The 20,095-nt window shown below is 59.1% G+C and carries 20 protein-coding genes; 16 read left to right on the top strand and 4 right to left on the bottom strand.

The window, feature by feature from the left end; all coding sequences use genetic code 11:
- Positions 1-16: 16 nt before the first annotated feature.
- Genes gyrB through dnaA form a run of 4 tightly spaced genes read right to left on the bottom strand, consistent with a single transcriptional unit; the run spans position 17 to position 6,241 of the window.
- On the bottom strand, positions 17-2,437 hold the full coding sequence (gyrB, locus tag RYH74_RS02535) for a DNA topoisomerase (ATP-hydrolyzing) subunit B (RefSeq protein WP_013970249.1): 2,421 nt from the start codon (positions 2,435-2,437) through the stop codon (positions 17-19).
- Positions 2,438-2,441: 4 nt separating this feature from the next.
- Positions 2,442-3,545, bottom strand: coding sequence for a DNA replication/repair protein RecF (gene recF / locus RYH74_RS02530; protein ID WP_003260018.1), 1,104 nt, complete (start codon positions 3,543-3,545; stop codon positions 2,442-2,444).
- Positions 3,546-3,558: 13 nt separating this feature from the next.
- Positions 3,559-4,662: a DNA polymerase III subunit beta gene (gene dnaN / locus RYH74_RS02525; protein WP_003260019.1), complete on the bottom strand. Its 1,104-nt coding sequence runs from the start codon at positions 4,660-4,662 to the stop codon at positions 3,559-3,561.
- A gap of 40 nt (positions 4,663-4,702) precedes the next feature.
- Positions 4,703-6,241, bottom strand: coding sequence for a chromosomal replication initiator protein DnaA (gene dnaA / locus RYH74_RS02520; RefSeq protein WP_317408915.1), 1,539 nt, complete (start codon positions 6,239-6,241; stop codon positions 4,703-4,705).
- Between the two features lie 168 nt (positions 6,242-6,409).
- Here dnaA and RYH74_RS02515 point away from each other — a divergent pair, with 168 nt between their 5' ends.
- From RYH74_RS02515 to atpA, 16 genes are all read left to right on the top strand, one after another.
- On the top strand, positions 6,410-6,751 hold the full coding sequence (locus tag RYH74_RS02515; protein WP_317408914.1) for a hypothetical protein: 342 nt from the start codon (positions 6,410-6,412) through the stop codon (positions 6,749-6,751).
- 85 nt (positions 6,752-6,836) lie between these two features.
- A complete protein-coding gene (gene rpmH / locus RYH74_RS02510) occupies positions 6,837-6,971 on the top strand; it encodes a 50S ribosomal protein L34 (RefSeq protein WP_003253163.1) in 135 nt (44 codons plus the stop codon).
- 13 nt (positions 6,972-6,984) lie between these two features.
- Positions 6,985-7,389 (top strand): ribonuclease P protein component, encoded by a 405-nt coding sequence (gene rnpA, locus RYH74_RS02505; RefSeq protein WP_075046824.1) that lies wholly within the window; start codon positions 6,985-6,987, stop codon positions 7,387-7,389.
- Complete coding sequence (gene yidD / locus RYH74_RS02500) at positions 7,382-7,627, top strand: membrane protein insertion efficiency factor YidD (RefSeq protein ID WP_075046823.1); 246 nt, start codon at positions 7,382-7,384, stop codon at positions 7,625-7,627. The genes rnpA and yidD overlap by 8 nt, the downstream gene beginning before the upstream one ends.
- Before the next feature lie 2 nt (positions 7,628-7,629).
- Positions 7,630-9,312, top strand: a complete 1,683-nt coding sequence (gene yidC / locus RYH74_RS02495) for a membrane protein insertase YidC (protein ID WP_025341164.1) — start codon at positions 7,630-7,632, stop codon at positions 9,310-9,312.
- An 88-nt stretch (positions 9,313-9,400) separates the two neighbouring features.
- Positions 9,401-10,771 carry a tRNA uridine-5-carboxymethylaminomethyl(34) synthesis GTPase MnmE gene (gene mnmE, locus RYH74_RS02490; RefSeq protein ID WP_317408912.1) on the top strand — a complete coding sequence of 457 codons (1,371 nt, stop codon included), beginning with the start codon at positions 9,401-9,403 and terminating at the stop codon, positions 10,769-10,771.
- 569 nt (positions 10,772-11,340) lie between these two features.
- Positions 11,341-13,233, top strand: coding sequence for a tRNA uridine-5-carboxymethylaminomethyl(34) synthesis enzyme MnmG (mnmG, locus tag RYH74_RS02485; protein WP_075047067.1), 1,893 nt, complete (start codon positions 11,341-11,343; stop codon positions 13,231-13,233).
- Positions 13,230-13,880 (top strand): 16S rRNA (guanine(527)-N(7))-methyltransferase RsmG, encoded by a 651-nt coding sequence (gene rsmG / locus RYH74_RS02480; RefSeq protein ID WP_013970242.1) that lies wholly within the window; start codon positions 13,230-13,232, stop codon positions 13,878-13,880. Before mnmG ends, rsmG begins: the two co-directional genes overlap by 4 nt.
- Before the next feature lie 18 nt (positions 13,881-13,898).
- Positions 13,899-14,690: a ParA family protein gene (locus RYH74_RS02475; RefSeq protein ID WP_012274913.1), complete on the top strand. Its 792-nt coding sequence runs from the start codon at positions 13,899-13,901 to the stop codon at positions 14,688-14,690.
- Positions 14,691-14,699: 9 nt separating this feature from the next.
- Positions 14,700-15,572, top strand: coding sequence for a ParB/RepB/Spo0J family partition protein (locus RYH74_RS02470; RefSeq protein WP_075046821.1), 873 nt, complete (start codon positions 14,700-14,702; stop codon positions 15,570-15,572).
- A gap of 149 nt (positions 15,573-15,721) precedes the next feature.
- The gene (locus RYH74_RS02465) at positions 15,722-16,129 is read left to right on the top strand and encodes a F0F1 ATP synthase subunit I (RefSeq protein ID WP_008092225.1); all 408 of its coding nucleotides are present in this window, start codon (positions 15,722-15,724) and stop codon (positions 16,127-16,129) included.
- A 16-nt stretch (positions 16,130-16,145) separates the two neighbouring features.
- Positions 16,146-17,015: a F0F1 ATP synthase subunit A gene (atpB, locus tag RYH74_RS02460; RefSeq protein WP_003260030.1), complete on the top strand. Its 870-nt coding sequence runs from the start codon at positions 16,146-16,148 to the stop codon at positions 17,013-17,015.
- 144 nt (positions 17,016-17,159) lie between these two features.
- Complete coding sequence (gene atpE / locus RYH74_RS02455) at positions 17,160-17,417, top strand: F0F1 ATP synthase subunit C (RefSeq protein ID WP_003097235.1); 258 nt, start codon at positions 17,160-17,162, stop codon at positions 17,415-17,417.
- 56 nt (positions 17,418-17,473) lie between these two features.
- Positions 17,474-17,944 (top strand): F0F1 ATP synthase subunit B, encoded by a 471-nt coding sequence (locus RYH74_RS02450; protein WP_003260032.1) that lies wholly within the window; start codon positions 17,474-17,476, stop codon positions 17,942-17,944.
- A 12-nt stretch (positions 17,945-17,956) separates the two neighbouring features.
- A complete protein-coding gene (locus tag RYH74_RS02445; RefSeq protein WP_003260034.1) occupies positions 17,957-18,493 on the top strand; it encodes a F0F1 ATP synthase subunit delta in 537 nt (178 codons plus the stop codon).
- Positions 18,494-18,514: 21 nt separating this feature from the next.
- Positions 18,515-20,059 (top strand): F0F1 ATP synthase subunit alpha, encoded by a 1,545-nt coding sequence (gene atpA, locus RYH74_RS02440; protein WP_013974906.1) that lies wholly within the window; start codon positions 18,515-18,517, stop codon positions 20,057-20,059.
- Positions 20,060-20,095 lie beyond the last annotated feature (36 nt).

Here is a 20,095-nt window from a genome sequence, read left to right as displayed (position 1 = left end):
GACGATCTACACCGGATCAGAAGTCCAGGTTCGATACCGACAGCGCGTTGCTTTCGATGAAGTCACGACGTGGCTCGACCGCATCACCCATCAGGGTGTTGAAGATCTGGTCGGCTGCGATCGCATCCTCGATGGTGACCTTGAGCATACGGCGGACGGTTGGGTCCATGGTGGTTTCCCACAGCTGCTCAGGGTTCATCTCGCCCAGCCCTTTGTATCGCTGGATGGTGTGGCGCTTGGTGGTTTCGTTCATCAGCCAATCCAGGCCTTCCTTGAACTCGACAATTGCCTTGCGGCGCTCACCGCGCTGTACGTAAGCACCTTCGCCCAACAAGCTGGACAGCTTGGCACCAATGTTGACTACGGTACGGTAGTCATTGCTGCCGAAGAAGTCCCGGTTGAAGGTGACGTAGCTGGCCAGGCCGTGGGAGGTAACTTCCACTTCTGGCAACCATACGTTGCGCTCTTTGTCTTCGCGCAGGCTGGCTTTGTAAACCAGGCCGGACTTCTGGCTGTTGTTCAGACGTTCCTGGAACTGGGCCAGCCAGGCTTGCATCACAGCGTGGTCACCCAGCTGTTCCAGGCTCACCTCCGGCAGGTAGATGAAGTGCTCGGTCAGCTCTTCCGGGTACAAGCGCGACAGACGCTTGAGTGTCTTCATGACACTACGGAATTCATTCACCAATGCTTCCAGCTGTACACCGGAAACCGCTGGTGCCGACTCGTCCAAGTGCAGGCTGGCATCTTCCAGGGCCGACTGGGTCATGTACTCTTCCATGGCCTCGTCGTCCTTGATGTACTGCTCCTGCTTGCCTTTCTTCACCTTGTACAGCGGTGGCTGGGCAATGTAGATGTAGCCGCGCTCGACCAGCTCCGGCAGCTGACGGAAGAAGAAGGTCAGCAGCAGGGTACGGATGTGCGAACCGTCAACGTCAGCATCGGTCATGATGATGATGTTGTGATAACGCAGCTTGTCGATGTTGTACTCTTCGCGGCCGATACCGCAGCCCAGTGCAGTGATCAGCGTGCCCACTTCCTGGGACGAGATCATCTTGTCGAAGCGCGCTTTCTCGACGTTGAGGATTTTACCCTTCAACGGCAGGATTGCCTGGGTACGACGGTTGCGGCCTTGCTTCGCCGAGCCACCCGCGGAGTCACCCTCCACCAGGTACAGTTCGGAAAGAGCAGGGTCCTTTTCCTGGCAGTCCGCCAGTTTGCCTGGCAGGCCGGCAATATCCAGCGCGCCTTTACGGCGAGTCATTTCACGGGCTTTACGTGCCGCTTCACGGGCACGGGCAGCATCGATCATCTTGCCAACGACGGCCTTGGCCTCGTTCGGGTTTTCCAGCAGGAAGTCGGCGAAGTACTTGTTCATCTCCTGTTCCACGGCGGTTTTCACCTCCGAGGAGACCAGCTTGTCCTTGGTCTGCGAGCTGAACTTAGGGTCCGGCACCTTCACCGAGATGATCGCGGTCAGGCCTTCACGGGCGTCGTCGCCAGTGGTCGCCACCTTGTTCTTCTTGGCCAGGCCTTCCTGTTCGATATAGCTGTTCAGGCTACGGGTCAGCGAGGAACGGAAGCCCACCAGGTGAGTACCGCCATCACGCTGCGGAATGTTGTTGGTGAAGCACAACAGGTTTTCGTTGAAGCTGTCGTTCCACTGCAGGGCGACTTCAACACCCACGCCATCGTCACGCTGGACGTTGAAGTGGAATACCTGGGAGTTGACCGGGGTCTTGTTGGTGTTCAGGTATTCGACGAACGCACGCAGGCCGCCTTCGTACTTGAAGAACTCTTCCTTCCCGCTACGTTCATCCTTCAGCAGGATGCCAACGCCCGAGTTGAGGAAGGAAAGTTCGCGGATACGCTTGGCCAGGATGTCCCAGCTGAAGTGAATGTTCTTGAAGGTTTCAGCCGAAGGCTTGAAGTGGATGTGGGTACCGGTGGTTTCGCTGTCACCGACAACCGCCATCGGCGCCTGTGGCACACCGTGAACGTAAGTCTGTTCCCAGATTTTGCCGCTACGGCGAACGGTCAGTACCAGTTTCTCGGACAGGGCGTTCACTACAGAAACACCTACGCCGTGCAGACCGCCGGATACCTTGTAGGAGTTGTCGTCGAACTTACCGCCAGCGTGCAGCACGGTCATGATGACCTCGGCTGCGGAAACGCCTTCTTCTTTATGCACGTCGACCGGAATGCCGCGACCGTTGTCGCGCACACTGATGGATTCGTCCGGGTGGATGATGACGGTGATGTCATCGCAGTGACCGGCGAGGGCTTCGTCGATCGAGTTGTCGACCACCTCGAAGACCATGTGGTGCAGGCCGCTACCATCATCGGTGTCGCCAATGTACATGCCGGGGCGCTTGCGCACGGCATCCAAACCTTTCAGCACTTTGATGCTGGAGGAGTCGTACGTTTGATTTTCGCTCATGCATTCACTCCCGATGGTCGTGGGTCTGGGTGATACGGCCTTGTTCCACGTGGAACAAAGCAACTGGCGTTTCCGTCTGCCAGCCTTCCCTCAGTAATTCGTGATCTACACAGGTGATGAACACCTGGCAGCGTAATTCTTCAAGCAAGCGACACAGCGCGCGGCGATGCTGGTCGTCCAGTTCGGACGGCAAGTCATCCACGAGATAAATACAGTGACCGCGGCGAGCCTGACTAACGAGGTGGCCTTGGGCAATGCGCAATGCGCACACCACCAGCTTTTGCTGACCACGCGACAGGATGTCGGCTGCATTGTTGGCAGCCAGACGAAGACGCAGATCAGCACGCTGCGGACCGGCCTGGGTGTGGCCCATCTGCTGATCGCGAAGGAGAGAGGAAGCGAGTACTTCTTGCAGTTCCCGGTCCTTGTCCCAGCCTCGGTAGTAGCTAAGGGTCAACCCGTCCAGCTCGACCAGTTCGCTCAGGGTTCGCTCGAAGACGGGCTTCAAGGCCTTGATGTAGTTGCGACGGTATTCATCTATTTCCGCACTGGCCAGGCACAATTCCCGGTCCCAGGCGGCTTGCGAAGCTGGGTCAAGTGTACCATGCCGCAACCATGAGTTCCGCTGCCGCAGTGCCTTCTGCAGCCGTTGCCAGGCTGGCAGAAAACGAGGTTCCACGTGGAACACCCCCCAATCCAGGAACTGGCGGCGTATTTTCGGAGCGCCTTCCAATAAGCGGAAACTGTCCGGATTGATGAGCTGAAGCGGTAGCAATTCAGCCAGTTGCGCCGCACTCCGCGCATTCTGCCCATCGATGCGAATAGTGAACTCCCCCTGCCGCTCCCGGGATACACCCAGGTTACTGCTGCCACCCTCGGCCAATTGCACTTCGCCGAACACGGTACAGGCCGGTTGTTCGTACTGGATAACCGGGTTCAGGCGGGTGCTGCGGAACGAGCGCGCCAGCCCGAGCAGATGCACGGCCTCAAGCACGCTCGTTTTGCCGCTGCCGTTGGCGCCGTAAAGGATGTTGATGCGGGGGGACGGTGAGAGTGTCACCGGGTGCAAGTTGCGCACCGCGGTGACCATGATACGTCGAAGAGACATTTCGCCTGCTACGTTACAGACGCATCGGCATGACAACGTAGGAAGAATCGTCATTGCCAGCTTCCTGCAGCAGGGCACTGCTGTTGGAATCGGACAGGATCAGACGAACTTGCTCGGTAGTCATTACGCCCAGCACGTCCAGCAGGTAGCTGACGTTGAAGCCGATTTCCAGCGAGCTACCTTCGTAGTCCACGCTGATTTCTTCTTCAGCTTCTTCCTGCTCGGGGTTGTTGGCCTGGATCTTCAGTTGGCCAGCAGCCAGTTGCAGGCGGATACCGCGGTACTTTTCGTTGGAAAGAATCGCAGTACGGCTAAAGGCTTCACGCAGCGCCTGACGGTCGCCGACCACCAGCTTGTCACCGCCCTTGGGCAGTACGCGCTCGTAGTCCGGGAACTTGCCGTCCACCAGCTTGGAAGTGAAGGTGAATTCACCGGTGGTGGCGCGAATGTGGTGCTGGCCCAGGACGATGCTGACCATGCCTTCCGGATCGGTCAGCAGGCGTGCCAGTTCGAGGATACCTTTGCGTGGCACGATGACTTGGTGGCGATCATCCTGCTCGATCGGTGCGCTCATGGAGCACAGCGCCAGGCGGTGACCGTCTGTGGACACAGCTCGCAGGGTGTTGCGGGAAACCTCCAGCAGCATACCGTTGAGGTAGTAGCGCACATCCTGCTGGGCCATGGCGAAACTGGTGCGCTCGATCAGTCGGCGCAGCTTGCTCTGTTCCAGGTTGCAGGTCAGCGAGCCCGGGCCTTCTTCCACGGTCGGGAAGTCATTGGCTGGCAGGGTCGACAGGGTAAAGCGGCTGCGGCCGGCCTTGACCAACAGTTTCTGCTCGTCGACCTTGATATCGATCAGGGCGTCGTTTGGCAGGCTTTTGCAAATGTCCATCAGCTTGCGTGCCGGGACAGTGATTTCGCCAGGCTCGGCCGGCTCTTCCAGTTGCACGCGGCCTACCAGTTCGACTTCCAGGTCGGTACCAGTCAACGACAGTTGCTGGCCTTGCACGACCAGCAATACGTTGGACAGGACCGGCAAGGTCTGGCGGCGCTCGACGACACCGGCGACCAGTTGCAGGGGTTTCAACAGGGCTTCGCGTTGAATGGTGAAATGCATGGTCTAGTCCCTTGCCTTCAATTAGCTGCGCAGACGGCCATCAGGTCGTCAGCGTCCGCAGCAGGTTCTTGTAGTCCTCGCGGATGTCCGCGTCGGATTCCTTCAGTTCGTTGATCTTGCGGCAGGCATGCAGCACGGTCGTATGGTCGCGACCACCGAACATGTCGCCGATTTCCGGCAGACTGTGGTTGGTCAGTTCCTTGGACAGGGCCATGGCCACCTGGCGTGGACGCGCCACGGAACGCGAACGACGCTTGGACAACAGATCGGAGATCTTGATCTTGTAGTACTCGGCGACGGTGCGCTGAATGTTATCCACACTGACCAGTTTGTCCTGGAGCGCCAGCAGGTCCTTGAGCGACTCACGAATCAATTCGATGGTGATGTCGCGGCCCATGAAGTGCGAGTGAGCGATAACCCGCTTCAATGCGCCTTCCAGTTCGCGGACGTTGGAACGGATGCGCTGGGCAATGAAGAAGGCCGCGTCATGCGGTAGTTCGACCTTGGCCTGGTCGGCCTTCTTCATCAGGATCGCCACGCGGGTTTCCAGCTCTGGTGGCTCGACGGCAACCGTCAGGCCCCAACCAAAGCGCGACTTCAGGCGCTCTTCCAGGCCTTCGATTTCCTTGGGGTAGCGGTCAGAGGTAAGGATTACCTGCTGACCACCCTCGAGCAGGGCGTTGAAGGTGTGGAAAAACTCTTCCTGCGAGCGCTCTTTACGGGCAAAGAACTGGATATCGTCGATAAGCAACGCATCCACCGAGCGGTAGAAACGCTTGAATTCGTTGATGGCGTTGAGCTGCAGCGCCTTGACCATGTCCGCGACGAAGCGCTCCGAATGCAGGTACACGACCTTGGCGTTCGGGTTCTTCTTCAGCAGGTGGTTACCCACAGCATGCATGAGGTGGGTTTTACCCAGGCCCACACCACCATAAAGGAAGAGCGGGTTGTAACCATGCTTGGGGTTGTCTGCCACCTGCCAGGCAGCCGCGCGCGCCAGTTGGTTCGACTTACCTTCGACGAAGGTGTCGAACGTGAAGGTGCGGTTCAGGTAACTGGTGTGTTTGAGCGCTCCTTCAACCTGCACGGTGCGCTGTTCAGTCCGGGCACTGCCGGCCGACGCAGAAGCCGGCTCGGCCATGGCATCGAAGCTGTCACGCGAGGATGGCTCGGCCAGTTCATCGACCAGCACAGGCTCGGCAGCCGCCACGGCGACGGGTTCGACCGCTGCCGGCACTGCCTTCTGTGTCTGGCTCTGGACCTGGGTCTGGGCCAGCGAGGCGGCCACCGCAGCACTCACTGGCGCGTTGGGTGCGGCACGTGGCGCGGAGCTGCGACGGCTGCCGATCAACAAGGAAAGGGCAGGCGCAATGCCGCTGCCGTTTTCGCCCAACAGCTCGAGCAAACGACCCAGGTACTTTTCATTGACCCAATCGAGAACGAAACGGTTAGGCGCATAGACGCGCAACTCGTCGCCTTCGGCTTCGACCTGTAGCGGACGGATCCAGGTGTTGAATTGCTGGGCAGGCAGTTCATCGCGCAGAAGCTCCACGCACTGCTGCCAAAGTTCCACTGACACGGATATCCCCTGAGTTTGAAAGCCGGATGAGGCAAAAACAAACCGCCATTGTACCGGTCGAGCGTTCAGTTATCCACATGTGGACACGTTAGGAACCATGACAAAACAGCCATTTATCGACCAAAACGGCTTCTTCGCACTGTGAATAAGCCCTGTGGATAAGCAGCCATGAGCGCTATGCACAACCCTGAGGTCAAGCCTGTTGATAACTCTGCTGTGGATAAACAGCTATTTAATCCACAGCTTTTGACCACGAAGAAAACAAGCGCAGCACCGGTTGAGAACACAGTTGTAAAACTCTGTACAGCCCGGATTTTCTGGCCTCAAGGAGGTTATCCACAGAAGGTTATCCACTTAAGATTTATAGATTCTTCAGAAAAGCTTTTTATATGTCTCTTCTTTTTTTTCATGTTGTCCCCAATTCGTGTGTCCGATCAAGCACCCTTGGGGAATGGACAAGCACGCACCGTCCATCACGTGCTCTATATGGAAAGACTGGTTGGAAATTGACCTACGGGCTTGCTTTCTCTAGAATCGCCGGTCTCTTAAAAAGGGGGCCATCCCGGCCCGTCGTCGACAAACCAGGTAACACGCCATGAAACGTACTTTCCAACCAAGCACCATCAAGCGCGCGCGCACCCACGGCTTCCGTGCCCGTATGGCTACCAAGAACGGCCGCGCTGTTCTGTCGCGTCGTCGTGCCAAAGGCCGTAAGCGTCTGGCCATTTGATTTTTCGGCACAGGTGGTGAGTCAGGACTTCAGTCGGGAAAAGCGACTGCTTACACCCCGACATTTCAAAGCGGTCTTCGACTCCCCAACCGGCAAGGTTCCAGGGAAAAACCTGCTGATCCTTGCTCGCGAGAACGGCCTCGATCACCCACGCCTTGGCCTGGTGATCGGCAAGAAGAGCGTCAAGCTCGCCGTTCAACGCAACCGCCTCAAGCGCTTGATGCGCGATTCCTTTCGCCTGAACCAGCAATTGCTTGCCGGGTTGGACATTGTGATCGTCGCGCGCAAGGGATTGGGTGAGATAGAAAACCCGGAATTGCACCAACACTTTGGCAAACTCTGGAAACGCCTGGCGCGCAGCCGGCCCGCTCCAGCAGTGACCGCCAATTCCGCAGGGGTAGACAGACAAGATGCGTAAACTGGCGCTCGTTCCGATCCAGTTTTACCGTTACGCCATTAGTCCTCTGATGGCCAGCCACTGTCGTTTCTTCCCCAGTTGCTCCTGTTACGCTTATGAAGCCATCGAAAACCACGGCCTCTGGCGTGGTGGGTGGCTAGCCGTTCGTCGCCTGGGGCGTTGTCATCCGTGGAACGACGGCGGTTTCGATCCCGTTCCTCCCGCTCCTTCCTCCCGAACTTCTTCGATAGCCGAGTAATCATGGATATTAAACGCACGATCCTGATCGTCGCCCTGGCAATCGTGTCCTACGTCATGGTCCTCAAGTGGAACCAGGACTACGGCCAGGCTGCCCTGCCGACTCAGAATACTGCTGCCAGCACCGTTGCCCCGGGCTTGCCGGATGGCGTACCGGCCGGTAATGCCGGCGCCAGCGCCGATGTGCCAAGCGCCAACGCCGAAACCAGCGCAGCCGAACTGGCGCCGGTTGCGGTCAGCAAGGACCTGATCCGGGTCAAGACCGATGTCCTGGAGCTGGCTATCGATCCGGTCGGTGGTGACATCGTCCAGCTGAACCTGCCGCAGTACCCACGTCGCCAGGACCACCCGGACATTCCGTTCCAGCTGTTCGACAACGGTGGCGAGCGTGTCTACCTGGCACAAAGCGGCCTGACCGGCGTCAACGGTCCGGATGCCCGTCCTGCCGGTCGCCCTCTGTACGCTACCGACAAGAAGGGTTACCAGCTGGCCGATGGCCAGGAACAACTGGTAGTCGACCTGAAGTTCAGCGACAACGGTGTCAACTACATCAAGCGCTTCAGCTTCAAGCGCGGCGAGTACGACCTGACCGTCAGCTACCTGATCGACAACCAGAGCGGTCAGGCCTGGAGCGGCAACATGTTTGCCCAGCTCAAGCGTGACGCCAGCTCCGATCCGTCGTCGAGCACTGCCACCGGCACCGCCACCTACCTGGGCGCTGCCCTGTGGACTGCTTCCGAGCCTTACAAAAAGGTCTCGATGAAGGACATCGACAAAGGTAGTTTGAAAGAAAATGTGTCCGGCGGCTGGGTTGCCTGGCTGCAGCACTACTTCGTGACCGCCTGGATTCCGGCCAAGTCGGACAACAACGTTGTTCAGACCCGCAAGGACAGCCAGGGCAACTACATCATCGGCTATACCGGCCCGGCCATCAGCGTGCCTGCTGGCGGCAAGGTCGAAACCAGCGCCATGCTGTACGCCGGCCCGAAAATCCAGTCCAAGCTGAAAGAGTTGTCCCCAGGCCTGGAACTGACTGTCGACTACGGCTTCCTGTGGTTCATCGCCCAGCCGATCTTCTGGCTGCTGCAACATATCCACAGCCTGCTGGGTAACTGGGGCTGGTCGATCATCGTGCTGACCATGCTGATCAAAGGCCTGTTCTTCCCGCTGTCGGCTGCCAGCTACCGTTCGATGGCGCGCATGCGTGCCGTTGCGCCGAAGCTCGCTGCACTGAAGGAGCGCTTCGGTGACGATCGCCAGAAGATGTCCCAGGCGATGATGGAGCTGTACAAGAAAGAGAAGATCAACCCGCTGGGCGGCTGCCTGCCGATCCTGGTGCAGATGCCAGTGTTCCTGGCCCTGTACTGGGTACTGCTGGAAAGCGTGGAAATGCGCCAGGCTCCATGGATGCTGTGGATTACCGACCTGTCGATCAAGGATCCGTTCTTCATCCTGCCGATCATCATGGGCGCCACCATGTTCATCCAGCAGCGCCTGAACCCGACGCCGCCGGATCCGATGCAGGCCAAGGTGATGAAAATGATGCCGATCATCTTCACCTTCTTCTTCCTGTGGTTCCCGGCTGGTCTGGTGCTGTACTGGGTTGTGAACAACTGCCTGTCGATCGCACAGCAGTGGTACATCACCCGCAGCATCGAAGCAGCCAGCAAAAAAGCTGCTGCTTGACAGGCTACTGCGCTAGCCTGTGAATAAAAAACGCCCCCTAGTGGGGCGTTTTTGCTATCTGTCGTTTTTGTCGTAGAGGCTTTCGAGCATGAACACTGTGCGTGAAACCATCGCCGCCATCGCCACCGCCCAAGGCCGCGGCGGTGTGGGTATTGTCAGGTTGTCCGGCCCTCTGGCTGCCAAGGCCGGCCAGTTGATCACCGGCCGTACGCTTACCCCGCGCCACGCCCATTACGGCCCGTTCCGCGACGAGGAAGGCCTGGTGCTTGACGAAGGGATCGCGCTGTTCTTCCCTGGGCCGAATTCGTTCACCGGCGAGGACGTGCTGGAACTGCAGGGCCATGGTGGCCCGGTGGTGCTGGATATGCTGCTGCAGCGCTGTGTACAGGTTGGTTGCCGGCTGGCTCGCCCAGGTGAGTTCAGCGAACGTGCATTCCTCAATGACAAGCTCGACCTGGCCCAGGCCGAAGCCATTGCCGACCTGATCGAAGCCAGTTCCAGCCAGGCTGCGCGCAACGCACTGCGTTCGCTGCAGGGCGAGTTCTCCAAGCGCGTGCACAGCCTGACCGAAGCACTGATAGCCCTGCGCATCTACGTCGAGGCGGCGATCGACTTCCCCGAGGAAGAAATCGACTTCCTCGCTGATGGCCATGTACTTTCGATGCTCGATAACGTTCGCGGCGAGTTGTCCACAGTGCAGCAGGAAGCCGGGCAGGGCGCCTTGCTGCGTGACGGCATGACCGTGGTCATCGCCGGTCGGCCGAATGCCGGCAAGTCGAGCCTGCTGAACCAGCTGGCCGGGCGGGAAGCGGCCATCGTCACCGATATTGCCGGCACCACGCGGGACATCCTGCGCGAACATATCCACATCGACGGCATGCCGCTGCACGTGGTCGATACTGCGGGCCTGCGCGACACCGATGACCATGTGGAAAAGATCGGCGTGGAACGTGCGCTGAAGGCCATTGGCGAGGCAGACCGTGTGTTGTTGGTGGTGGATTCCACCGCGCCCGAGGCCAGCGACCCGTTCGCCCTGTGGCCAGAATTTCTCGACCAGCGGCCAGACCCGGCCAAGGTGACGCTGATTCGAAACAAGGCCGATCTTAGTGGTGAGCGGGTAGCGCTGGAACAGTGCGATGACGGCCATGTAACGATCACCCTCAGTGCCAAAGGGGACGATGCAGGGCTGCAGTTGCTGCGTGACCACCTGAAGGCCTGCATGGGTTATGAACAGACGGCCGAGAGTGGTTTCAGCGCTCGCCGGCGCCATCTGGATGCCCTGCGCCAGGCCAGTGAGCACCTGGAACATGGCCGTGCACAACTGACCCTGGCTGGCGCGGGTGAGCTGTTGGCGGAAGACCTGCGGCAGGCGCAGCAGGCCCTGGGGGAGATTACCGGGGCATTCAGCTCTGATGACCTGCTGGGGCGGATTTTCTCCAGCTTCTGCATCGGCAAGTAACTCACAGCCAGGCAAAACCAAGAGCCGCTCCTTCGGGAGCGGCTTTTTTTTGCCTCAAATTTCGCAGCTTCTACGGAAATCGCGCCGCACCTGAAGGCTGTGCAGAACCCTGTGGGAGCGGGTTCACCCGCGAAGAGGCCGGTGCAGGTTCACATTTTTTCATTCACCTACCCCAATCTGCTCTCAGGAGCCCTGTGGAAAACTCGCCTTCAGCTCCGTTGATAAGCAGGCTTTTTTTCTGAGGACAAACCCGCTTGTGGGTAAACAGCCATTTAATCCACAGGCTAAATCGTGTTATCCATAGCCCTCATGGTACTCCAGCCACAGGGTTTAATTTTTCTCTACACGGTATGAATAAAGGCCTGCATAACCTTATCCACAGCAAAGCTTGTGCATAAGAATAAACATAAAAACAAAGCTTTTTTAAATTCTTCCTCTTTGATTTCTGTTGGCTGCCACTCATCCACAGACTGGTCAAAATTTGCTCAGACGGTTTCTTTAAAGGGGGTGAAGTCCCTATACTTGTCCGCTTACCTTCTCTATTCGCAAAAACAGGCACGAGGTGCGTGGTGGATTTCCCTTCCCGTTTTGAAGTGATCGTCATCGGCGGCGGCCATGCCGGTACCGAGGCTGCGCTTGCGTCTGCACGCATGGGTGTAAAAACCCTGCTGCTGACCCATAACGTGGAAACCCTCGGTCACATGAGCTGCAACCCCGCCATTGGCGGTATTGGCAAAAGCCATCTGGTCAAAGAGATCGATGCCCTCGGCGGCGCCATGGCGCTGGCCACCGACAAGAGCGGCATCCAGTTCCGCGTTCTGAACAACCGCAAGGGCCCGGCCGTACGCGCCACCCGTGCACAGGCCGACCGCGCCATCTACAAGGCAGTGGTGCGTGAAATCCTGGAAAACCAGCCGAACCTGTGGATATTCCAGCAGTCCTGCGACGACCTGATCGTCGAGCAGGATCAGGTCAAAGGCGTGGTGACCCAGATGGGCCTGCGTTTCTTCGCCGAATCGGTGGTACTGACGACCGGTACCTTCCTCGGCGGGCTTATCCACATTGGTTTGCAAAACCATTCCGGTGGTCGCGCCGGCGATCCACCTTCGATCGCCCTGGCCCACCGCATGCGTGAACTGCCGCTGCGCGTCGGCCGCCTGAAAACCGGTACCCCGCCACGCATCGACGGCCGCTCGGTGGACTTCTCGGTGATGACCGAGCAGCCAGGCGATACGCCGATTCCGGTGATGTCGTTCATGGGCAATGCCCAGATGCACCCGCGCCAGGTGAGCTGCTGGATTACCCACACCAATGCGCGCACCCACGAGATCATCGCCTCGAACCTCGACCGTTCGCCGATGTACTCGGGTGTCATCGAAGGTGTCGGCCCGCGCTACTGCCCGTCGATCGAAGACAAGATCCACCGCTTCGCCGACAAGGAAAGCCACCAGGTGTTCATCGAGCCGGAAGGCCTGACCACCCATGAGCTGTACCCCAACGGTATTTCCACTTCGCTGCCGTTCGACGTGCAGCTGGAGCTGGTGCGGTCGATCCGCGGCATGGAGAACGCCCACATCGTTCGCCCGGGCTATGCCATCGAATACGACTACTTCGACCCGCGCGACCTCAAGTACAGCCTCGAGACCAAAGTCATCGGCGGCCTGTTTTTCGCCGGCCAGATCAACGGCACTACCGGTTACGAAGAAGCCGGCGCCCAGGGTTTGCTGGCCGGGACCAACGCGGCCCTGCGGGCGCAGGGCCGCGACAGCTGGTGCCCGCGCCGCGACGAGGCATACATCGGCGTACTGGTCGACGACCTGATTACCCTGGGTACCCAGGAGCCGTACCGCATGTTCACTTCGCGTGCCGAGTACCGCCTGATCCTGCGCGAAGACAACGCCGACCTGCGCCTGACCGAAAAGGGCCGCGAACTCGGCCTGATCGACGACCTGCGCTGGGCCGCCTTCTGCGCCAAGCGCGACGGCATCGAACGCGAGGAGCAGCGCCTGAAGTCGACCTGGGTACGCCCGAACACCGAGCAAGGCCAGGCCATTGTGGATAAGTTCGGTACCCCGCTCAGCCACGAGTACAGCCTGCTCAACCTGCTGGCGCGCCCGGAAATCGACTACGCCGGGCTGATCGAGGCAACCGGCGGCGAAGCGATCGATCCACAGGTCGCCGAGCAGGTCGAAATCCGCACCAAGTACGCCGGCTACATCGACCGCCAGCAGGATGAAATCGCACGTCTGCGCGCCAGCGAAGACACCCGCCTGCCTGTGGATATCGATTACTCGACGATTTCCGGCCTGTCCAAGGAAATCCAGGGCAAGCTGGGCCAGACCCGACCGGAAACCCTGGGTCAGGCTTCGCGTATCCCGGGCGTGACCCCGGCGGCGATTTCCCTGTTGCTGATTCACTTGAAAAAACGCGGCGCTAGCCGCGAATTGGAGCAAAGCGCTTGAGTTCCCTGGTCACCCCGCAACACGCTGAAGAGTTGTCCACAGGTGCGCGCCAGCTCGGTGTCGAGCTGAGCGCCGAGCATCACGAAAAGCTGCTCGGCTACCTGGCCCTGTTGATCAAATGGAACAAAGCCTACAACCTCACCGCCGTGCGCGACCCCGACGAGATGGTGTCGCGTCACCTGCTCGACAGCCTCAGTGTCATGCCGTTTATCCACAGCGAGCGTGACAACTGGCTGGATGTCGGCAGTGGCGGTGGCATGCCCGGTATCCCATTGGCTATCCTGCATCCGCACAAGCGCGTGACAGTGCTGGACGCCAATGGCAAGAAGACCCGCTTCCTGACCCAGGTGAAAATGGAGCTCAAGTTGGACAACCTCACGGTTATCCACAGTCGGGTCGAAGCCTTCCAGCCGACACAACCGTTCAGCGGAATCATCTCCCGCGCCTTCAGCAGCATGGAGAACTTCACCAACTGGACCCGCCACCTGGGCGACACCGGGACGCAATGGCTTGCAATGAAGGGGCTGCATCCTGCCGATGAACTGGTAGCATTGCCCGCAGACTTCACAGTGGAAAGCGAGCAGGCCCTGACCGTTCCAGGTTGCCAGGGCCAGCGCCATCTGCTGATACTGCGCCGCAAGGCATGACTGGGAACACACGCAACAATGGCTAAGGTATTCGCAATCGCGAACCAGAAAGGTGGTGTGGGCAAGACAACCACCTGTATCAATCTCGCCGCCTCGCTGGCCGCGACCAAGCGTCGTGTGCTGCTGATCGACCTCGATCCGCAGGGCAACGCCACCATGGGCAGCGGTGTGGACAAGCACGAGCTCGAGCACTCGGTCTACGACCTGTTGATCGGGGAATGCGACCTGGCCCAGGCCATGCATTACTCCGAGCATGGTGGTTTCCAGTTGCTGCCGGCCAACCGTGACCTGACCGCCGCCGAAGTGGTGCTGCTGGAAATGCAGGTCAAGGAGAGCCGCCTGCGCAACGCCCTGGCGCCGATTCGCGAGAACTACGACTACATCCTCATCGACTGCCCTCCGTCGCTGTCGATGCTCACGCTCAACGCCCTGGTCGCCTCCGATGGCGTGATCATCCCGATGCAGTGCGAGTACTACGCACTGGAAGGTCTCAGCGACCTTGTGGATAACATCAAGCGCATCGCCGCCCGGCTGAACCCGGAGCTGAAGATCGAGGGCCTGCTGCGGACCATGTACGATCCGCGCCTGAGCCTGAACAACGATGTCTCGGCGCAGCTGAAGGAGCACTTTGGCCCGCAGCTGTACGACACGGTCATTCCGCGCAACATTCGCCTGGCCGAGGCCCCGAGCTTCGGCATGCCGGCCCTGGCCTACGACAAGCAATCGCGAGGCGCGCTGGCTTATCTGGCGCTGGCCGGGGAACTGGTACGCCGTCAACGCCGTCAATCACGCACTGCACAAACAACTTAAGGAATCCGTATGGCCGTCAAGAAACGGGGTCTCGGACGTGGGTTGGATGCACTGCTCAGTGGTCCTTCCGTCAGCGCGCTCGAAGAGCAGGCTGTGAAGATCGACCAGAAAGAACTGCAACACCTGCCGGTCGAGCTGATCCAGCGTGGCAAGTACCAGCCGCGCCGGGACATGGACCCGGAGGCGCTTGAAGAGCTCGCGCACTCGATTCGCAACCATGGCGTGATGCAACCGATCGTGGTGCGCCCGATCGATGGCAACCGCTTCGAGATCATCGCCGGTGAGCGCCGCTGGCGCGCCACCCAGCAGGCTGGCCTGGACAAGATCCCGGCGATGGTCCGCGAAGTGCCCGACGAAGCCGCCATCGCCATGGCGCTGATCGAGAACATCCAGCGCGAAGACCTCAACCCGCTGGAAGAGGCCCTGGCCCTGCAGCGCCTGCAGCAGGAGTTCGAGCTCACCCAGCAACAGGTGGCCGATGCCGTGGGCAAGTCGCGGGTGACCGTGGCCAACCTGCTGCGCCTGATCACCCTGCCTGACGCGATCAAGACCATGCTCGCCCACGGCGACCTGGAGATGGGCCACGCCCGTGCATTGCTCGGCCTGGAAGAACACCGCCAGGAAGAGGGGGCGCGTCATGTTGTCGCACGTGGCCTCACCGTGCGCCAAACCGAGGCACTGGTTCGTCAGTGGCTCAGCGACAAACCTGATCCGGTCGAACCGAGCAAACCTGATCCGGATATCGCACGCCTTGAACAGCGGCTCGCAGAGCGCCTGGGCTCGGCCGTGCAGATCCGCCATGGCAACAAGGGCAAAGGCCAATTGGTTATTCGCTACAACTCGCTTGACGAGTTGCAAGGCGTGCTTGCTCACATCCGCTGAAACAATTCCCGTTGTAGCGCGCAGTCGGAAATCACTACCGAATAGTTGAATAGGGGTTAATCCACCCCTATACTCTGCGCGCATTTTGTCGGCACAAATTATGCCAAGTCATAACTGACTTGCTGGTCGACTTCCGAGGAGCAGTTGTGATGGAAATCCGCACGCCAAACCGCCTGCCTTTCCATCGCTGGGCGGTTTTCCCGGTACTGCTGGCTCAATTCGTCGTACTGCTGCTGGCAACGTTGGTGTTGTGGCAGTGGAAAGGGGCGGTCAGTGGATATTCAGGCCTTTGCGGAGGTTTGATTGCCTGGCTACCCAATGTGTATTTCGCCTGGAAGGCTTTTCGCTTCAGCGGGGCCCGGGCGGCACAAGCCATCGTCAAGTCGTTCTACGCTGGCGAGGCAGGCAAGATGATTTTGACGGCAGTGCTTTTTGCACTGACCTTCGCAGGAGTGAAGCCACTGGCGCCGTTAGCAGTATTCGGCGTCTTCGTGTTGACCCTTTTGGTCAGCTGGTTCGCGCCCCTGCTGATGAATAAAAGACTTTCGAGACCTTAGGGCGTTTGAGGCAACCATGGCAGCAGAAACCGCTTCGGGCTATATCCAGCACCACTTGCAGAACCTGACCTACGGTCAACTACCAGACGGCAGCTGGGGCTTCGCCCATTCGGCTGCAGAAGCCAAGGCAATGGGCTTCTGGGCGTTCCACCTGGACACCCTGGGTTGGTCCGTCGCGCTGGGTCTGATCTTCCTGTTCATCTTCCGCATGGCGGCCAAGAAGGCGACTTCCGGCCAACCTGGCGGCCTGCAGAACTTCGTAGAAGTGATGGTGGACTTCGTCAACGGCAGCGTGAAGGACTCCTTCCACGGCCGTAGCCCGGTAATCGCTCCGCTGGCGCTGACCATTTTCGTCTGGGTATTCCTGATGAACGCCGTCGACCTGGTACCGGTCGACTGGATTCCTCAGCTGGCCATCCTGATCTCCGGTGACCCGCACATTCCGTTCCGCGCCGTGTCGACCACCGACCCGAACGCGACCCTGGCCATGGCCTTCTGCGTGTTCGCCCTGATCATCTTCTACAGCATCAAGGTCAAGGGCCTGGGCGGCTTCATCGGTGAGCTGACCCTGCACCCGTTCGGCAGCAAGAACATCTTCGTTCAGATCCTGCTGATTCCGGTCAACTTCCTGCTGGAATTCGTCACCCTGATCGCCAAGCCGATCTCGCTGGCACTGCGTCTGTTCGGCAACATGTATGCCGGCGAACTGGTGTTCATCCTGATCGCTGTAATGTTCGGCTCCGGCCTGCTGTGGCTCAGCGGCCTGGGTGTGGTGCTGCAATGGGCGTGGGCTGTGTTCCACATCCTGATCATCACCCTGCAAGCTTTCATCTTCATGATGCTGACCATCGTCTACCTGTCGATGGCTCACGAAGATAACCATTAAGACCGCCTGGCGTGTCTGATAGCCTTCCCCGCCTGTTCGGGGGGAGGGCTTAAAAAGTCCGCAAGGGCATGCTGTACCAAACGATTTGTTTTACCGCTTCAAACTAAAAACCTAACCAATACGACGTAAAAGTCGGGAGGAAAGATGGAAACTGTAGTTGGTCTGACCGCTATCGCTGTTGCTCTGCTGATCGGCCTGGGTGCTCTGGGTACCGCCATTGGTTTCGGCCTGCTGGGCGGCAAGTTCCTGGAAGGCGCTGCTCGTCAACCAGAAATGGTTCCGATGCTGCAGGTTAAAATGTTCATCGTTGCCGGTCTGCTCGACGCCGTAACCATGATCGGTGTTGGTATCGCTCTGTTCTTCACCTTCGCGAATCCGTTCGTTGGTCAGATCGCCGGCTAATCACTCGTCACCACGAGTTGATGGCTGTATGAATTAAGACCGAGCGAGGTGTTGGCGTGAACATTAATGCAACCCTGATTGGCCAATCCGTTGCTTTTCTGATTTTTGTACTCTTCTGCATGAAGTATGTATGGCCTCCGGTCATCACTGCCCTGCAAGAGCGCCAAAAGAAGATTGCCGACGGTTTGGACGCTGCCAACCGCGCAGCTCGCGACCTGGAGCTGGCCCAAGAGAAAGCGGGTCAGCAACTGCGTGAAGCTAAAGCACAGGCAGCCGAAATCATCGAGCAAAGCAAGAAACGCGCTGCTCAGCTTGTCGAGGAAGCCCGTGATCAGGCCCGCGTCGAAGCTGACCGTGTGAAGGCTCAGGCTCTGGCCGAGATCGAACAGGAACTGAACAGCGCTAAAGACGCCCTGCGCGCCCAAGTGGGTGCCCTGGCCGTTGGTGGTGCTGAAAAGATCCTTGGCGCCACAATCGATCAAAACGCGCATGCGGAGCTGGTTAACAAACTGGCCGCTGAAATTTAAGCGAGGGCGATCATGGCAGAACTGACCACGTTGGCCCGACCTTACGCTAAGGCTGCCTTTGAGCATGCCCAGGCCCATCAGCAACTGGCCAATTGGTCAGCCATGCTCGGCCTGGCTGCTGCGGTGTCGCAAGACGACACCATGCAGCGCCTGCTCAAGGCCCCGCGACTGACGAGCGCAGAAAAGGCCGCCACGTTCATTGACGTGTGCGGTGACAAGTTCAATGCACAGGCACGGAATTTCATTCATGTTGCCGCGGAAAACGACCGTCTCCTGCTTCTGCCGGAGATTGCCGCCCTGTTCGACCTGTACAAGGCCGAGCAAGAGAAATCCGTGGACGTGGAAGTCACCAGTGCCTTCGCGTTGAACCAAGAACAGCAAGACAAACTCGCCAAGGTTCTCAGTGCACGGTTAGGCCAGGAAGTGCGCCTGCACGCGTCGGAGGATGCCAGCCTGATTGGCGGCGTCGTCATCCGCGCTGGTGACCTGGTAATCGATGGCTCTGTTCGCGGCAAAATCGCGAAACTGGCCGAAGCATTGAAATCTTGAGTTTGAAGGGGCAGCAGAGCAATGCAGCAACTCAATCCTTCCGAAATTAGTGAAATCATCAAGGGCCGCATCGACAACCTCGATGTGAGCTCCCAAGCCCGTAACGAAGGTACCGTTGTTTCGGTATCCGACGGTATCGTGCGGATCCACGGTCTGGCCGACGTCATGTACGGCGAAATGATCGAGTTCCCTGGCAGCGTATTCGGCATGGCCCTGAACCTGGAGCAAGACTCCGTTGGTGCAGTGATCCTGGGTGCCTATGACACCCTCGCCGAAGGCATGAGCGCCAAGTGCACCGGTCGCATCCTGGAAGTTCCGGTCGGCAAAGGCCTGCTGGGCCGCGTCGTCGACGCTCTGGGTAACCCGATCGATGGCAAAGGTCCTCTGACCACCACCGAAACCGACGCGGTCGAAAAGGTCGCTCCAGGCGTGATCTGGCGTAAGTCGGTAGACCAGCCTGTACAGACTGGCTACAAGTCCGTCGACGCCATGATCCCTGTCGGCCGTGGCCAGCGCGAGCTGATCATCGGTGACCGTCAGATCGGCAAGACCGCCATGGCCATTGACGCCATCATCAACCAGAAAGACTCCGGTATTTTCTGTGTTTATGTTGCTGTCGGCCAGAAGCGTTCCACCGTTGCCAACATCGTTCGCAAGCTGGAAGAAGCCGGCGCCCTGGCCAACACCATCGTGGTCGTTGCCAGTGCTTCGGAATCCGCCGCACTGCAGTTCCTGGCGCCATACGCCGGCTGCACCATGGGCGAGTTCTTCCGTGACCGCGGTGAAGACGCCCTGATCGTTTACGATGACCTGTCCAAGCAGGCCGTTGCCTACCGTCAGATCTCCCTGCTGCTGCGCCGTCCACCAGGACGTGAAGCGTACCCAGGTGACGTGTTCTATCTCCACTCCCGTCTGCTGGAGCGTGCATCGCGCGTTTCGGAAGAGTACGTCGAGAAGTTCACCAACGGTGCTGTGACTGGCAAAACCGGTTCCCTGACCGCCCTGCCGATCATCGAAACCCAGGCTGGCGACGTTTCCGCGTTCGTTCCGACCAACGTGATTTCCATCACCGACGGTCAGATCTTCCTCGAATCGGCCATGTTCAACTCGGGCATCCGCCCTGCAGTGAACGCCGGTGTTTCGGTATCCCGCGTAGGTGGTGCCGCTCAGACCAAGATCATCAAGAAGCTGTCCGGTGGTATCCGTACCGCTCTGGCTCAGTACCGTGAACTGGCTGCATTCGCCCAGTTCGCTTCCGATCTGGACGAAGCGACCCGCAAGCAGCTTGAGCATGGTCAGCGCGTTACCGAGCTGATGAAGCAGAAGCAGTACGCGCCGATGTCCATCGCGGACATGGCCCTGTCGCTGTACGCCGCTGAGCGTGGCTTCCTGACTGACGTAGAAGTCTCCAAGATCGGTAGCTTCGAGCAAGCACTGATCGCCTTCTTCAACCGTGATCACGCTGAACTGATGGCGAAGATCAACGTGAAGGGTGACTTCAACGACGAAATCGACGCAGGCCTGAAAGCCGGTATCGAGAAGTTCAAGGCCACCCAGACCTGGTAAGCCGCAGCGGGGGCTCAGGCCCCCGCTTGCTAACCT

The organism is Pseudomonas sp. LSJ-87 (assembly GCF_032971465.1).
Taxonomy (GTDB): domain Bacteria; phylum Pseudomonadota; class Gammaproteobacteria; order Pseudomonadales; family Pseudomonadaceae; genus Aquipseudomonas; species Aquipseudomonas putida_Z.
Note: the sequence above shows the minus strand (reverse complement) of the source record. Positions and strands in the feature narration are given on the sequence as shown.

Excerpts from the sequence above, each read along its gene's own strand:
- gyrB (WP_013970249.1), bottom strand. The coding sequence starts at position 2,437 with ATGAGCGAAAATCAAACGTACGACTCCTCCAGCATCAAAGTGCTGAAA.
- recF (WP_003260018.1), bottom strand. The coding sequence starts at position 3,545 with ATGTCTCTTCGACGTATCATGGTCACCGCGGTGCGCAACTTGCACCCG.
- dnaN (WP_003260019.1), bottom strand. The coding sequence starts at position 4,662 with ATGCATTTCACCATTCAACGCGAAGCCCTGTTGAAACCCCTGCAACTG.
- RYH74_RS02515 (WP_317408914.1), top strand. The coding sequence starts at position 6,410 with ATGAGCGCTATGCACAACCCTGAGGTCAAGCCTGTTGATAACTCTGCT.
- rpmH (WP_003253163.1), top strand. The coding sequence starts at position 6,837 with ATGAAACGTACTTTCCAACCAAGCACCATCAAGCGCGCGCGCACCCAC.
- yidD (WP_075046823.1), top strand. The coding sequence starts at position 7,382 with ATGCGTAAACTGGCGCTCGTTCCGATCCAGTTTTACCGTTACGCCATT.
- yidC (WP_025341164.1), top strand. The coding sequence starts at position 7,630 with ATGGATATTAAACGCACGATCCTGATCGTCGCCCTGGCAATCGTGTCC.
- mnmE (WP_317408912.1), top strand. The coding sequence starts at position 9,401 with ATGAACACTGTGCGTGAAACCATCGCCGCCATCGCCACCGCCCAAGGC.
- RYH74_RS02475 (WP_012274913.1), top strand. The coding sequence starts at position 13,899 with ATGGCTAAGGTATTCGCAATCGCGAACCAGAAAGGTGGTGTGGGCAAG.
- RYH74_RS02470 (WP_075046821.1), top strand. The coding sequence starts at position 14,700 with ATGGCCGTCAAGAAACGGGGTCTCGGACGTGGGTTGGATGCACTGCTC.
- RYH74_RS02465 (WP_008092225.1), top strand. The coding sequence starts at position 15,722 with ATGGAAATCCGCACGCCAAACCGCCTGCCTTTCCATCGCTGGGCGGTT.
- atpB (WP_003260030.1), top strand. The coding sequence starts at position 16,146 with ATGGCAGCAGAAACCGCTTCGGGCTATATCCAGCACCACTTGCAGAAC.
- atpE (WP_003097235.1), top strand. The coding sequence starts at position 17,160 with ATGGAAACTGTAGTTGGTCTGACCGCTATCGCTGTTGCTCTGCTGATC.
- RYH74_RS02445 (WP_003260034.1), top strand. The coding sequence starts at position 17,957 with ATGGCAGAACTGACCACGTTGGCCCGACCTTACGCTAAGGCTGCCTTT.
- atpA (WP_013974906.1), top strand. The coding sequence starts at position 18,515 with ATGCAGCAACTCAATCCTTCCGAAATTAGTGAAATCATCAAGGGCCGC.